We start from the raw sequence: 13,581 nt of genomic DNA, 5'->3' as shown, positions 1-13,581 counted from the left end.
TATCCCATTAGGCTATCGGTTCAGGGTAACTGCCTCGCCCTATCACCGCCAGAGGATTCATTTCATAATTAGAAAATTATGATATCTCTCGTATTTCATCAGCAATGCTGTCAATGGGTTAACAATTGACCTAAAAGTGTCTGTTGCCGATTGTACATAATCATGCAATTTCAATGGCTAAACATCGCAGGAAAAAACCCTCATTTCATTCACTAAAACCGGCATGGGTACCACCAATCAGCCGCTTAGCTTAGTATATGGCGTAACTGCCGCTTTATTGCCTGAGAGCCACGGATGAAAACCGCACCCACGACCCTATCGGAAACCCTGACGCAAGATTTGGCACGCCGCATCATCAGAGGCGATTTGCCGCCCGGGCTGTCGTTGCCGGGGGAAAATGAGCTGGCACAGCAGTACGAGGTTTCACGCACCTCGGTACGTAATGCCTTGCAGGTGCTGGCCGCAAAAGGGCTGATTTCCATCCAGGCCAAGAAGCGCAGTACGGTTAACTCACGCCAGCAGTGGAGCTTTTTGGATACCGATGTTCTGGCCTGGCTGGCAGAAGACAGCCTCGATCCGTTGTTGATTGAACAGCTAATGGTCACTCGTTTGATCTTTGAACCCAATATCGCCGCGCTGGCGGCGGTTAATGCCACCGGTCATGATTTAGCGGCGCTCGAAGATGCCTGCAAGTTGATGGCGCAAGGGCAGCAACAAGCCAGCCGCGAACTGTTCGAACAGGGCGATATGGCATTTCATCTCGCTTTACTGGGGGCCAGCCATAACCCCTTTTTACATTCATTAGGCAGTGCGCTGTCCGCCGCAATGGCCCTCTCTTTTCAGCAAACGCTGGAAGAGGACGTACGCCTGGCCCAAAAAGCCGTCGAAGAACACCAACAGCTGCTGGAGGCTATTCGCTTCAAGCAGGTGGAGAATGCGCGCCAATGCATGCGTGTCATTCTGCTCAACGCGGCCAGAAAGAATAATTGGCATAAACAGCCGGAAATGTTCGCTCATATCCTCTAAAAACCCTCCTTTGCTGTAATTTCGATCAATCTCACAGTTCCCGAGTGCTTTTGGCTCTAGCATTCTTGTATTACAAGATTGATGGTTTTGTATTACCTGAATGAATAATAACTGAACGGCTTACTTCTGGGGCGGGCTTCACCGACAGTTCGGTGCCAGCGCTTTCCGCATAAAAATATAACGCATTGAATAAAAAGGTGTTGTTATGAAAAAAATCGCTGTTCCCGCCAAAACTAACCGGCAAACCCTGCAGGTTTGCTTTCTCGCCGCCTTAGCAGGGCTGCTGTTTGGCCTGGATATGGGGGTAATCGCCGGTGCGTTGCCGTTCCTGGCCCACGAATTCAGCCTGTCCAGCCAACAGCAGGAAATCGTGGTCAGCATTATGATGCTCGGGGCCGCACTCGGGGCACTGGGCAGCGGGCCGATGTCTTCCCGCCTTGGCCGTAAAAAAAGCCTGTTGTTAAGCGCAGTGTTGTTTGTCGTCGGCTCTGTCGGTTGCGCCATTGCCCTTAATCTCGAAGTGTTGGTTATTTCGCGCTTTATTCTGGGTTTAGCCGTCGGCGTAGCGTCGTTCACTGCACCACTGTACCTGTCGGAAATCGCCCCGGAACGAATTCGCGGCAGCATGATCTCGCTTTATCAATTGATGATTACTATCGGCATTTTGGCGGCCTTCCTGTCTGACACCGCCTTCAGCGCCGGAGGTCACTGGCGCTGGATGCTGGGTATTATCACATTCCCCGCCATCATCCTGTTTATTGGCGTGGTGACGCTGCCGGAAAGTCCGCGCTGGTTAGCCATGAAAGGCCGCAGCGAGCTGGCCTCAAAGGTGCTCATGCTGCTACGTAACTCGGATGATGAAGCCCGCGTGGAACTGGACCAAATCCGTGAAAGTCTGCAAATGAAGCAACGCGGCTGGCAACTGTTTCGCCACAATGCCAACTTCCGCCGTTCCACCTGTCTTGGCATCTTGCTGCAATTTATGCAGCAGTTCACCGGCATGACGATAATCATGTACTACGCACCGAAGATCTTTGAAATCGCCGGCTTCTCCACCACCAGCGAACAAATGTGGTGCACCGTGATCGCCGGGTTGACCAACGTGCTGGCTACCTTTATCGCTATCGCGCTGGTCGATCGTTGGGGACGCAAGCCAATGCTCAAGCTGGGTTTCGGTGTGATGGCCATTTGCATGGGCACCCTGGGTTATATGTTCCACACCGGCATCAGCAATCCAGCAGAACAATACGCAGCGGTTATGGTGCTGCTGATTTTCATCACCGGCTTTGCCATGAGTGCAGGCCCCTTGATTTGGGTATTGTGCTCCGAGATCCAGCCGCTGGCCGGACGCGATTTTGGCGTTACCTGCTCCACCATGGCCAACTGGATGGCCAATATGATCATCGGCGCTACCTTCCTGACGCTGATCGACACCGTCGGCAGTGCCGGCACTTTCTGGCTTTACGCTGGGCTCAACCTGTTCTGTATCTTGCTGACGTTATGGCTGGTGCCAGAAACCAAGAATATCTCGCTCGAACACATCGAAAAAAACCTGATGAACGGTGTTGCCCTGCGCCACATCGGCAAATCACCGCAGCCGAAGGCTGATGTTCGCTCCTTGAATACGCCGGTATAACCCGACTAATAAATCTGAGGAACCGCTCATGAAGTTGACGACGGAAAAGCAGACGGTGAAGCAAGCCGTTGAAACACAGGTCTACGGTAAGATCACACGCCGCCTGATCCCTTTTTTGATCCTGTGTTATTTCTTCGCTTACCTGGACCGCGTTAACGTCGGGTTCGCCAAGCTGCACATGCAGGATGCCCTGAATTTCAGCGATACCGTCTATGGGCTGGGCGCCGGTATCTTCTTTATTGGTTATTTTATTTTTGAGCTGCCCAGCAATCTGCTGATGCAACGCTTTGGGCCACGATTCTGGATAGCCCGCATCATGGCGACCTGGGCAGTACTGTCAGCGGCCATGATGTTTGTCACCACCCCCACCAGCTTTTACGTATTGCGCTTTCTGCTCGGCGTGGCCGAAGCCGGTTTCTTCCCAGGCATCGTGTTCTATTTAACCCTGTGGTTTCCTTCATGGCGTTCCGCCCGCACGCTGGGGCTGTTTATTCTGGTCACGCCGCTGTCGGTGATCATCGGCAGCCCGCTTTCAGGTTTGATCCTCAAGCTGTTTGAAAACGTCGGCGGCTTGCATAACTGGCAGTGGCTGTTCTTGATTGAAGCGGTCCCATCTTTGGTTCTGGCCTTTGTGGTGTTGCGTTACCTGGATAACAATGTGGCCGAAGCCAAATGGTTAACTGCCGCAGAGAAAAACCTGGTGCAGGCCGATCTGGCTAAAGATCAGGCCAACCGCGACCGGGCGGCCAACGGCAAAGCGGCTCACAGTCTCAAAGAGATGCTGGCTAACCGCTACGTCTGGCTATTGGCATTGATTTTCTTCAGTTTTAATGTCGGCTACTACGGCATCAGTTTCTGGCTACCTTCCATCATCAAAACCTCAGGTATCAGCGACGATTTGCAAATCGGCCTGCTGGCGGCCCTGCCCTACGTGTTTGGCGCACTGTTTATGATATGGAACAGCCGACACTCCGATTTGAAACAGGAGCGGCGCTGGCATATCGCCATCCCGGCGGTGATTGGCTGTATCGGGCTGACACTCAGCGCTTACTGCAGCGGCTCGACCTTCTGGATGATGACGTGGATCTGCGTTGCCATGTCCGGCACCCTGGCGCTAATCCCCACCTATATCAGCCTGCCGGGCGCATTGCTTTCCGGCACTGCCGCGGCGGCCGGTATCGCACTGGTGAATTCGGTCGGCAATCTCGCGGGGTTCTTCGGCCCCACGGTGCTCGGCTGGCTGAAAGACCAAACCGGCCAGACTGACAGTGGACTGTATATTTTGGCGGGCTTCCTGCTGCTGTGCGCCCCGTTGATCTTCATGCTTCCGGCCAGATTAATAAACCCAAAGATCAAACCGCATCAGGCGACTCAGCCTGATACCGAAGGCCCTTTAAATATCACTGAGAGATTTTAATTATGAGCGGATGTGGAACCTGTGGCGGCGGCAGTTGCGGCGCGCATTTTAACCCAATCCTCGAGGGTGATGACGGTGCGCTGAAACGTGCGCTGTATAAATCGATGGGCCACAGCGACGAACAACTGCGACGCCCGGTGATCGCCGTGGTTAACAGCTATACCAACGCCACCGCCGGCCACGTCAACCTCAATGAACTGACGGCCAGGGTATTGCAGGGTATTGAAGAAGCCGGTGGTGTCGGCATGGTGTTCGGTACTATCGCCCCCTGCGATGGCATTGCCGAAGGGCATCTTGGCATGCGCTACATCCTAGCCGCCCGCGAGGTGATCACCGCCTCAATTGAAGTGATGATGCGCGCCCATCGCTTCGACGGCATGGTACTGCTGGGATCCTGCGACAAAATTGTGCCTGCCATGCTGATGGCGGCTGCACGGCTGGATGTTCCGGCGATCATGGTCAACGGTGGCCCGATGTATCCGGCGGAATATAAAGGCAAGCACTGGGACGGCAACATCGTCACCGAAGCCATCGGCTGGAAAAAACGCGGCGAAATCGATGAGGCGGAATTCGCTCATATCGAAAATATCGCCGAACCCGGCCCCGGCTCCTGCACCATGTACGGCACCGCCAACACCATGTGCTGTATCGGCGAAGTTTTGGGTATGAGCCTGCCGGGTAGCAGCACACTGCCGGCGGTATCCGCCGAGCGGCGCGAATGTGCTGTCGAAACCGGCCGCCAGGCGGTGACGCTGGTGCTCAACGGCATTAACGCACGCCAAATAATCACCGCCGCATCGATCCGCAATGCGATGGTTTATCTGTTGGCCACGGGGGGTTCCACCAACGCCATTTTGCATCTGCAAGCCATTCACTACGAAGCGGAATTGGGGCATCTGCCGCTGTCCGCCTTTGATGAACTGAGCCATCAGGTGCCACTGGTCGCCTCACTCTACCCGGCCTCCGAGCATGACATGATTGACTTCTGGGAGGCTGGCGGCGTACCGGCGGTCGAAGTTGAGATTGCCAAACTGCTCGACCTTAACGCCTTGACCGTCACCGGCAAAACCAAGGCTGAGCTAGTGGCGAAGACCCCGCCGAGCCGACGTCCTGAGGTCATCCACACCCTGGCCATTCCGGTGCGCAATGAAGCCGGTGTTGCCGTGCTGCACGGAAACCTGTCGCCGCTCGGCTGCGTGGTGAAACCGGCCGCAGTGCCCGATCACCTGATGCGTTTTAGTGGCCCCGCCGTGGTGTTCAACAGCGAGCAGGAATCGGTCGACGCCATTATGTCCGGCCAGATTAAACCCGGCAGTGCTCTGGTGTTGCGTTACGAAGGGCCTAAAGGCGGCCCCGGCATGCCGGAAATGTATAAACCGATGAAATCACTGGAAGGTATGGGCCTGTCCGACAGTTGCGCCTTGATCACCGATGGCCGTTTTTCCGGTTCCAACCGCGGGCTGTTTGTCGGCCACATTTCACCTGAGGCGGTAGAGGGCGGCGAACTGGCACTTGTGCAGAACGGAGACCCGATCTCCATCGATATTCCTGCTCGTACCCTAACGCTGCATGTCAGCGAGAGCGAACTGATCCTGCGACGTAAAACCTGGCAACCGGTGGATAAAGAAGTGCCACGCGGTTTCCTGCGACTTTATCGCCGCTGGGCAATGCCGGCCGCGCAGGGTGCCGTACTGGCTGACCGGGAGGAAGAATAATGAGCCGTTATCAAGCCGCAGATATTTGCGGCGTCAATCCTATTGTCGCTATGCCGTTTAGGGCTGACGGCGAGATAGATGAAGCAAGCTTTGTGCGATTGCTGGAGCATTTAGCCGCCACCGGCGTTCAGGGAACGACGCTGTTTGGCATCGCCAGTGAATTTCCCAAACTGGACGACCGCGAACGCGCTCGGCGGGCGGAAATATTTATCGCCACGCTGGCGGGTGCCCCACTGTACCGCGCTATCTCAGTCACCGATCACAGCAGCGAAGTCGCCGTTAAACGCGCTCGTCATTATCAACAACTGGGCGCGGATGCGTTGATGCTGCTGCCGCCATTTTTCCTGCAGCCCAGTCCACAGGAGATCCAACAGCACATCTTTGCCGTACTGGATGCGGTAGATATTCCGGTGATGGTGCAATACGCGCCGGGCGAAACCGGGTCGCCGATCACGCCTCAACAATTGGCTGACGTGGCGGCACGCTATCCCCATGCGGTGTTCAAGATAGAGTGCAATCCGCCGGTGGATTACACCAAAGAATTTCTGCAACTGGCCCCGCAGGCCAGTGTGTTAAATGGCTATGCCGGGCTTTATATGTTGCCAATGCTGGCGGCGGGCGGCAAAGGCGTGATGCCCGGCTGTTCGTTCAGTGAGGTTTATCTGCGGATTTATCGCCACTGGCAAGCCGGAGAGACTGAACTGGCGCAAAGGCTGCATCAGGCACTCTTGCCTTACATTCAGCGCTGGATGAGCCACTGCGAATACATTATTCAGGTTGAGAAGACGATTCTGCAGCGGCGCAATATCATTGCCACCGATTACTGCCGTCACCCCGGCTGGCAACTCACCGCAGACGATCACCTGATGATCGACCGGTTTTTAGGCCAGTTTTCTCTTTAGCAAAACAGTCCTTGCCGAGGTTTATATGCTTATCGACAAATCCGGACGAGTGGTGATCGTCACCGGTGCCAGCCAGGGCATAGGTCTGGCTATTACCAAGGCCTTTCTCGCTAACGGCGATAGCGTTATGGGTTGCGCCGAACCAGCCCTGGAGAAAGCCCCCCATGCCCAGCAATTGCGGCGCGAGTACCCGCAACATTTTTTCTACGACTCGGTGGATGTCACGCAGACCACCGAGATAAAACGTTTTGTCGCCAATGCTGAGCAACGGTTCCATCGTATCGATATTGTGGTTTCCAACGCCGGTAAAAACGTTTTCAAAGGCATTGATTGCGAAGAAGAAGACTGGACACATAACTTCAATCTCAATCTGCGCTCACATTGGTATCTGGCCAAATGTGCCCGTGCGGCCCTGACCCAAAGCCGTGGCGTGATCCTGGTGATCACCTCCAACCACGCATTTTCCACCCTGCCGGGCTGTGCGCCGTATAACATCAGCAAGCGGGCACTACTCTCCCTGGTACAAAGCCTGACTATCGAGTGGGGTCCGGCGATCCGCACGCTGGGGATTGCTCCTGGTTTTATCGATACCGAAGGCAACCAAACCTGGTTCGATAGCCACCCAGATGCCAAACTGGCGCGGGAAAGAACCGTAAACAAGCACCCGGTCGGCCGCCTGGGAGCACCTGAAGAAGTCGGTGATTTGTGTTTGTTTCTCGCCAGTGAACACGCGGGATTTATCGCAGGCACCACGATTGTGATGGACGGAGGACGCAGTGCCATCATGCAGGATGAAGACCCCGACTAACTGAAAGAAAAACGGGGAGCCAAAGCCCCCCGTTCGACAGACCATTCAACCGGCTAGGTTAACACTGCCACCTCGTCGGCGATTGCCGTCAGTGCATCATGACGGGCGTAATCGGCCTGCACTACCGCAGCACGCTGCCGATAAGCCGGCTGCGCCAGAATTTGCTGCACCGCCTGACGCAACTGCTCCTCATCCGGGGTGCTGGTATGCAAGCTAATGCCGCAGCCCGCGGCCACCACTCTGGCGGCGGTTTCGAGTTTATCCTCGCCGGTTCCAGCAACAATCAATGGTACTCCCTGATCCAGGGCGTAGTTGATTGAGCCATAGCCACCGTTGGTGATCAGCAGCGCCGCCTGCGGCAGCCAGTGTTCGAAAGAGATAAACTCCTGCACTCTGGCGTTAGCGGGCAACAGCGCCAACAGTGTGTCGACGGCACGCCCGCCAGTGGTCGCCAATACCCGTACCGGCAATTCAGCCAGTGCTTTCAGCGTCGGGACAATCAACTGATGCAGATCGACATTCGCCAGCGTCCCCTGCGAAACAATCACCAACGGCCGCCGGTCGGCCTCCTCCCATTCATCGGTGGCTTCAACCGCCGCCACCGCGCTGCGCAGCGGCCCGATAAAGCGCAGGCTGTCCGGCAGATCTTCGCGCTGATACTCCAGCGCCGGAGTGGCCAGTTGCAAAAAGCGATCGCAGCCGCCAATCAACGCATCGGTAAAAGGCTGTTGCAGCGGCCGGCCACCAGATTGTGCCATCGCAATATCAAAACTCCGTTGCACCTCATCAATTAACGCGCGAGTGTCTTCGTCCACCAACTGCTCTCGCTGCAGCTCTCGTGGCAACAGCGCAGGAGGAATACGCGGCCCATAGAAGATTGAATCCCTTGAGGAATACGACAACGGCGTTACCCCAATGCCAATCACCGGTGGACGATCCGTCCTCTGTAACAACGGCAGCACCCCATAAAAGCAGTTTTCCACGATCAACAGATCAGGAGTCTCGGCAGCCATCACGCTGCGTAACTGCTGATCCAACAACGGGATCGGGGCGGCAAAGAAGTCTTTCAGCGCCAGTGCCATCTGTGCATTGCCCGGGGGTAGCGCAGCCCGTTCGGGAAAGTGCTGCTCAAGATAGCGATAGTCGAAATCTACCCGCTCATCAAAGGCGATAAACTGCGCGCCTGCTGCCTCAGCACGTTGACGAAACAGCGCACCGGTCATCACCCGCACCTGGTGCCCTTGCCCAATCAAGTGCCGGGCAATGCTCAGCATCGGATAAACGTGGCCGGGCGTGGCCACTGCGGTCATCAGAATACTTGCCATAGGGATTAAACCTCTGCGTTGGCCGGCTTCAGTGCCTGATTGGCGCACACCGGGTTGCTCTGAATATGCACCCGCTGCAAATGGCGAGCAGAACGCGCGGTAAAGCCTTCGCGCCCGTGTAACAACGAGAAGTTATCCGCTATCACCACGTCTCCCTGCTGCCATTGATGGGCGTAATAATGACGCGGATCGTAGAGATGCTGTTGCAGGGTCTGATGAAATGCCTCCTGCTGCTCCTGTGGCACCCCGTGATATTCCAGCGCGTGCTGGTTAAGGAACTTTTTGCCTTCGGTCGGCGGCTCGTTGTAGCGCATGATCTGCCCATTGCCGTTCGGATGATCCACTACCAGCGGCGAACGCACTTCACCGCCGTAATGCACCACCTGCTTAATGCGATAAGAGATCGACACTTCCCGCCACTGCGCCAACAAAGACTCATCGGCATTAGCCAGCAGGCACGTGGTGTCGACAAAGGTAGTGCGCCCGCCTTCATCCTGTGAAGGTGCTGCCACACAATGGAACAGCTGGAATTCCGGAATGGTCGGCTTGTACATGCCATCCCAATGCAACGGCACATAGCTGCTGTCGAAAATATGATCTTTGGCATCCGGATGCTCTTTCACGTCCAGCACCGCTCCGAACGGCCACATCATGATTTCGCCCCAGCCTTCGGCGTAGCGGGTTAGTAACTGCGGATCGGTAAAACCAGAGTCGAAGCCGCGCAGCACCAGCAGGTGATGCTGCTGGGCCAGTGAACGAAGCGCTGCCACCGGCAGTTCGCGAATAGATTGGCCAGGATACTGCGGGGTCAGCACTGCGCCAAAAGGGGTATTAAGTTCAATGCGGCAGTTCAGCGTTTGATTTTCCATAGGTCACTCTCCTTGAATCGAATTTGCTGCTCACACGGCCACCGTGCCGTTAAAAGACGCCCGTTAAAGTGGCGGGCGCAAGATGCTGCATTACGCCATCTGTGGCTGTTCAACCAGGTAATGGCTGGGTGTTCCGCGGATCGCCACCAGTTCGCCCGCCAGCTGCTGCGCGTCTTTGCGCTTCATCAGCACAAACTGTCCGTTAACGTTGGCTGCCACGCCATGCCAGGGAGTCAGCCAGTCGTCTTTGGTCGGCATCATGTGGATACCCATTTTCAGGCTGTCGGCGGGCTGTGGGTGAATCGACAAACGTATTGCCAGCGGGAAATGCTGGGCCAGCAAATTGCCCCAGGCCCAACTGCGCTGGATCACGCCACAGGCGCGCTGTTTGGCGTCTTTCTGCAGCGCTGCATTGGAGCCGCTGTAGCCCGGTAGTTGGCTGTCTTCATACAGGAATCGGGTGATTGCGCGATACAACTGCAACCCCTGCTCGTCCTGCATCAACCGGTGTTTGATCGTTTCCTCCGGCTCGGCATAGCCGTCAACCAGCAACTGCCGCAGCAGGTCATAGTCGCCGGTATACTCGGCCAGCCCTTCCACGTCACCCAGATTGAAAACGCTCAGATGAGTCGCCCCCACCTCGTGCAGCAGGTTTTCAATTTCATGTTGATAACGGTTGATCGCGTCGTCGCTGACACGGATTAAATCACCGAAAACGTGGCCATCGGAGCAGATGATGATATGAGCACCCGGCGGGTAATAAAGCTGAACACGCTGACAGAGGGAATTAAGAAATATCAATGACAGTCGTTCGGCCATATCGGGCAGTGAACCGATCACCTTATTAGTATTGGGTGATTTGGTCGGGAAGGCAGGCAGGACAAACTCAATGCGCTGCTCATTTTCAATAAATGCCCGAATACGCGGTAATTGCACCAGAGCAACTGCCTGTTCCTCTTCAGCGTTTGAACTTTCCATCCCCGGAAATCGACGCCGATATTGCAATAGCTCATGAAGGATTTTTAACGATATTTGTTCAATGCGAGCACTATCCACAATTAACTCCTGTTCAGATGTGGCGCAGGCGACTTATTTGCAAACGCAATAAGACTTATCAAAAAGAGAGAGGCCGAACGGGAAGTCGGACTTACCTCGCGATTTATCTGCTTCAGGCAATATAGAAGAGATAATGCTATATTATTAGCCCTTATAATTAACAATCTTGGTTAAGTTGAACTTAACAAACTATGAGTAATATTCTAAAACGCATGGCTATTTTTTCTAAAGTTGTCGATTGCGGCGCATTCAGCACGGCAGCCAAAGAATTAGGCATTACAACCTCCGCCGTCAGCCAACATATCCGCCTGCTGGAAAACGAGTTGGGCATTCAATTACTTCTGCGTTCTACCCGTTCACTGAGCCTGACCGAGGCCGGGCTGTGTTTTTATGAGGATTGCGTGTTGATGATCCATGCCGCCGAACGCGGGCAACAACGTATTGCCGCGCTACGCGGTGAACTGGCCGGGGAACTGCGCGTCGCCACCTCTACGGAGTTTGCCACTCATTATCTGGTTCCGGCGCTGCAAAGCTTCCTGGACGAACACCCGCGCATCACGCTGAGGCTGGAAATTCATGATGAAAAGATCGACCTGATAAACCAGCGTATTGATCTGGCGATCCGCGGTGGCGTGATGGCTGACTCCAGCTATGTCTCCACCCGTCTGGCGCGCTTTCGGGAAGTGCTGTGTGCCTCGCCGGCCTACCTTGCCAACCACGGCATGCCAGAAACTCCACAGGCGTTGACGCACCATCAATGGGTCACTTTTACCCCGCTGGGAAACCCACAATTTGTTCGTCTGCTCCACCCTGATGGCGACGAGCATCGGCTGCGTATGACCGGACGTTTATTTACCAATAATGGCATGGTGATGAAAGAATTGGCGCTGGCCGGTAAAGGGATCATCCGTAATTTCTTCGTCAATGTTGAAAAGGAATTGAACCGGGGTGAGCTGGTCGAGGTACTGCCAGAGTGGCGCCTACCAGATATTAGTTGCTATGCCATTATGCCGCGCAGGGACAGCCAACCATTAAAGGTCCGTCGTTTACTTGAACATATGAAAATCCATTTACAGCAAAAAGAGCAAAATTCCGTAGGACAATTACGCATTTAAAATAAGAATAATCTGTAACGCTAATTAATTTAGTTATTTAACCTTTCAGCCCGTTGCTGACCAGCACCAGAGTTTATTTAGATTGCAGCCTAATGATATTAACCTTAATAACTATTATCACTGTCCATATAATCATTCCCTCTGCCATTAATTCAAATTGTCAGAACAAATTTGACTTTAAGTAACAGAAAATTTGAATCAGTCATTCCTCAATTTCATTTTTAATAATTTTATTGCCGGGTACCGCTCCCTAAAAACAAAACGGAGAGCCGAAGCTCCCCGTTATCTTATTTATGCCCGATGCTGATTAATCGACCTGTTTGATATCAACCCGCAGCTCTTTCGGTACTTCGAACACGATGTTCTCTTCACGGCCGCTGACTTCCTGCACGTTGACACCGCCCAGCGCTTTCAGGCGGCTGATAACATCCTGTACCAAGACATCAGGTGCCGAAGCCCCAGCGGTAACGCCGATATTATGAGCGTCCTTCAGCCAGGCTTCCTGAATGTCAGCGGCGGAATCGATCAGGTATGCCGGTTTGCCAACACGCTGCGCCAGTTCGGCCAGACGGTTGGAGTTGGACGAGTTTTTCGACCCCACCACCAGCACCACGTCCGCATCCCCGGCCAGGTTGCGTACCGCTTCCTGACGGTTGGTGGTTGCGTAGCAGATGTCGTCCTTACGCGGCCCGATAATGCTCGGGAAACGCTTGCGCAGAGCATCAATCACGTCAGAAGTGTCGTCCACCGACAGCGTGGTTTGCGTCATAAAGCACAGGTTGCCTTCATCCTTCACCTGCAGCTTCCAGACGTCGTCCGGTGACTCCACCAGGTACATACCGCCCTTCGGGTTGCTGTACTGACCCATGGTGCCTTCCACTTCCGGGTGACCGGCGTGGCCGATCAGGATCGCCTCGGTGCCACGGCGGCTGGCTCGCGCCACCTCCATATGCACCTTGGTCACCAACGGGCAGGTGGCGTCAAACAGCATGGTTAAATCACGCGCCTTGGCCTCTGCTCTTACCGCCTGGGAAACCCCGTGCGCCGAGAAGATCAGAATCGACCCGTCCGGCACTTCGGTGATTTCCTCAATAAATACCGCCCCACGCTCACGCAGGCTATCGACCACGTAGCGGTTATGCACCACTTCGTGACGCACGTAGATAGGCGCGCCGTAAATTTCCAGCGCGCGTTCAACGATACTGATCGCACGATCAACCCCGGCGCAAAAGCCGCGTGGGTTAGCCAGCAATATTTGCATGCGTCTCCTCCTGCTGCGGATCGATCTCCAGCACTTCAATATCGAAGGTGACCGGATGGCCCGCCAGCGGATGGTTGAAATCAACGGTAATCGAATCTTCCGCCACCTCTCGCACCACACCCGGCATTTCGCTGCCGTCGACCGCGGTAAACAGCATGATGGTGCCCGCGTCCGGTACGCCGGTTTCCGTGAAGTCACGACGTGAGAAGAACTGGACCAGGTCCGGGTTCTCTTCACCGAACGCCGCTTCCGGTTGCAGGGTAAAGGCGCACTTGTCGCCCGCCTTCAGACCGAGTAACTGCGCTTCCAGCGGCTCGGACAGGCTGCCGTCGCCCAGACGAAACAGCGCCGGTTTACCGTTGCCACGAGTGGATTCTGCCGTCGTTCCGTCTTCCAGTTTCAGCGTGAAGTGAACCAATACTTCGCTGTCGCCCTTAACCTGAGCCGTCAT

At 54.9% G+C, this 13,581-nt stretch carries 12 protein-coding genes; 7 read left to right on the top strand and 5 right to left on the bottom strand.

The genetic code is table 11. The annotated features are described in order from the left end of the window. Positions 1-294: 294 nt before the first annotated feature. From M2406_RS12200 to M2406_RS12175, 6 genes are all read left to right on the top strand, one after another. Positions 295-1,026, top strand: a complete 732-nt coding sequence (locus M2406_RS12200; RefSeq protein WP_012005162.1) for a FadR/GntR family transcriptional regulator — start codon at positions 295-297, stop codon at positions 1,024-1,026. Positions 1,027-1,231: 205 nt separating this feature from the next. After that, a complete protein-coding gene (locus tag M2406_RS12195; RefSeq protein WP_017891571.1) occupies positions 1,232-2,662 on the top strand; it encodes a sugar porter family MFS transporter in 1,431 nt (476 codons plus the stop codon). Between the two features lie 28 nt (positions 2,663-2,690). Further along, positions 2,691-4,079, top strand: coding sequence for an MFS transporter (locus M2406_RS12190; RefSeq protein WP_259190191.1), 1,389 nt, complete (start codon positions 2,691-2,693; stop codon positions 4,077-4,079). A gap of 2 nt (positions 4,080-4,081) precedes the next feature. Continuing rightward, entirely contained in the window at positions 4,082-5,794 is a 1,713-nt protein-coding gene (gene ilvD / locus M2406_RS12185) for a dihydroxy-acid dehydratase (protein ID WP_259190190.1), read from the top strand. Further along, the gene (locus tag M2406_RS12180) at positions 5,794-6,696 is read left to right on the top strand and encodes a dihydrodipicolinate synthase family protein (RefSeq protein ID WP_259190188.1); all 903 of its coding nucleotides are present in this window, start codon (positions 5,794-5,796) and stop codon (positions 6,694-6,696) included. Before ilvD ends, M2406_RS12180 begins: the two co-directional genes overlap by 1 nt. Before the next feature lie 25 nt (positions 6,697-6,721). Continuing rightward, on the top strand, positions 6,722-7,504 hold the full coding sequence (locus M2406_RS12175; protein WP_012005157.1) for an SDR family NAD(P)-dependent oxidoreductase: 783 nt from the start codon (positions 6,722-6,724) through the stop codon (positions 7,502-7,504). Between the two features lie 53 nt (positions 7,505-7,557). On the opposite strand, the gene M2406_RS12170 is transcribed toward M2406_RS12175, so the two are convergent. From M2406_RS12170 to pvcA, 3 genes are all read right to left on the bottom strand, one after another. After that, positions 7,558-8,814 carry a glycosyltransferase gene (locus M2406_RS12170; RefSeq protein WP_259190290.1) on the bottom strand — a complete coding sequence of 419 codons (1,257 nt, stop codon included), beginning with the start codon at positions 8,812-8,814 and terminating at the stop codon, positions 7,558-7,560. 20 nt (positions 8,815-8,834) lie between these two features. Beyond that, the gene (locus tag M2406_RS12165; RefSeq protein WP_012005155.1) at positions 8,835-9,698 is read right to left on the bottom strand and encodes a TauD/TfdA family dioxygenase; all 864 of its coding nucleotides are present in this window, start codon (positions 9,696-9,698) and stop codon (positions 8,835-8,837) included. 90 nt (positions 9,699-9,788) lie between these two features. Next, complete coding sequence (pvcA, locus tag M2406_RS12160; RefSeq protein ID WP_259190186.1) at positions 9,789-10,754, bottom strand: L-tyrosine isonitrile synthase; 966 nt, start codon at positions 10,752-10,754, stop codon at positions 9,789-9,791. 191 nt (positions 10,755-10,945) lie between these two features. On the opposite strand from pvcA, the gene M2406_RS12155 reads away from it, so the two are divergent. Continuing rightward, on the top strand, positions 10,946-11,869 hold the full coding sequence (locus tag M2406_RS12155; RefSeq protein WP_259190185.1) for a LysR family transcriptional regulator: 924 nt from the start codon (positions 10,946-10,948) through the stop codon (positions 11,867-11,869). Positions 11,870-12,176: 307 nt separating this feature from the next. Here M2406_RS12155 and ispH read toward each other — a convergent pair whose 3' ends face one another. Further along, positions 12,177-13,130: a 4-hydroxy-3-methylbut-2-enyl diphosphate reductase gene (gene ispH, locus M2406_RS12150; protein ID WP_259190184.1), complete on the bottom strand. Its 954-nt coding sequence runs from the start codon at positions 13,128-13,130 to the stop codon at positions 12,177-12,179. Beyond that, positions 13,111-13,581, bottom strand: coding sequence for an FKBP-type peptidyl-prolyl cis-trans isomerase (gene fkpB / locus M2406_RS12145; protein ID WP_012005151.1), 471 nt, complete (start codon positions 13,579-13,581; stop codon positions 13,111-13,113). Before fkpB ends, ispH begins: the two co-directional genes overlap by 20 nt.

The organism is Serratia sp. BIGb0163 (assembly GCF_024809935.1).
GTDB lineage: Bacteria > Pseudomonadota > Gammaproteobacteria > Enterobacterales > Enterobacteriaceae > Serratia > Serratia quinivorans.
The sequence above is the reverse complement of the archived record's forward strand: the minus strand, read 5'-3'. Positions and strand labels throughout refer to the sequence as shown.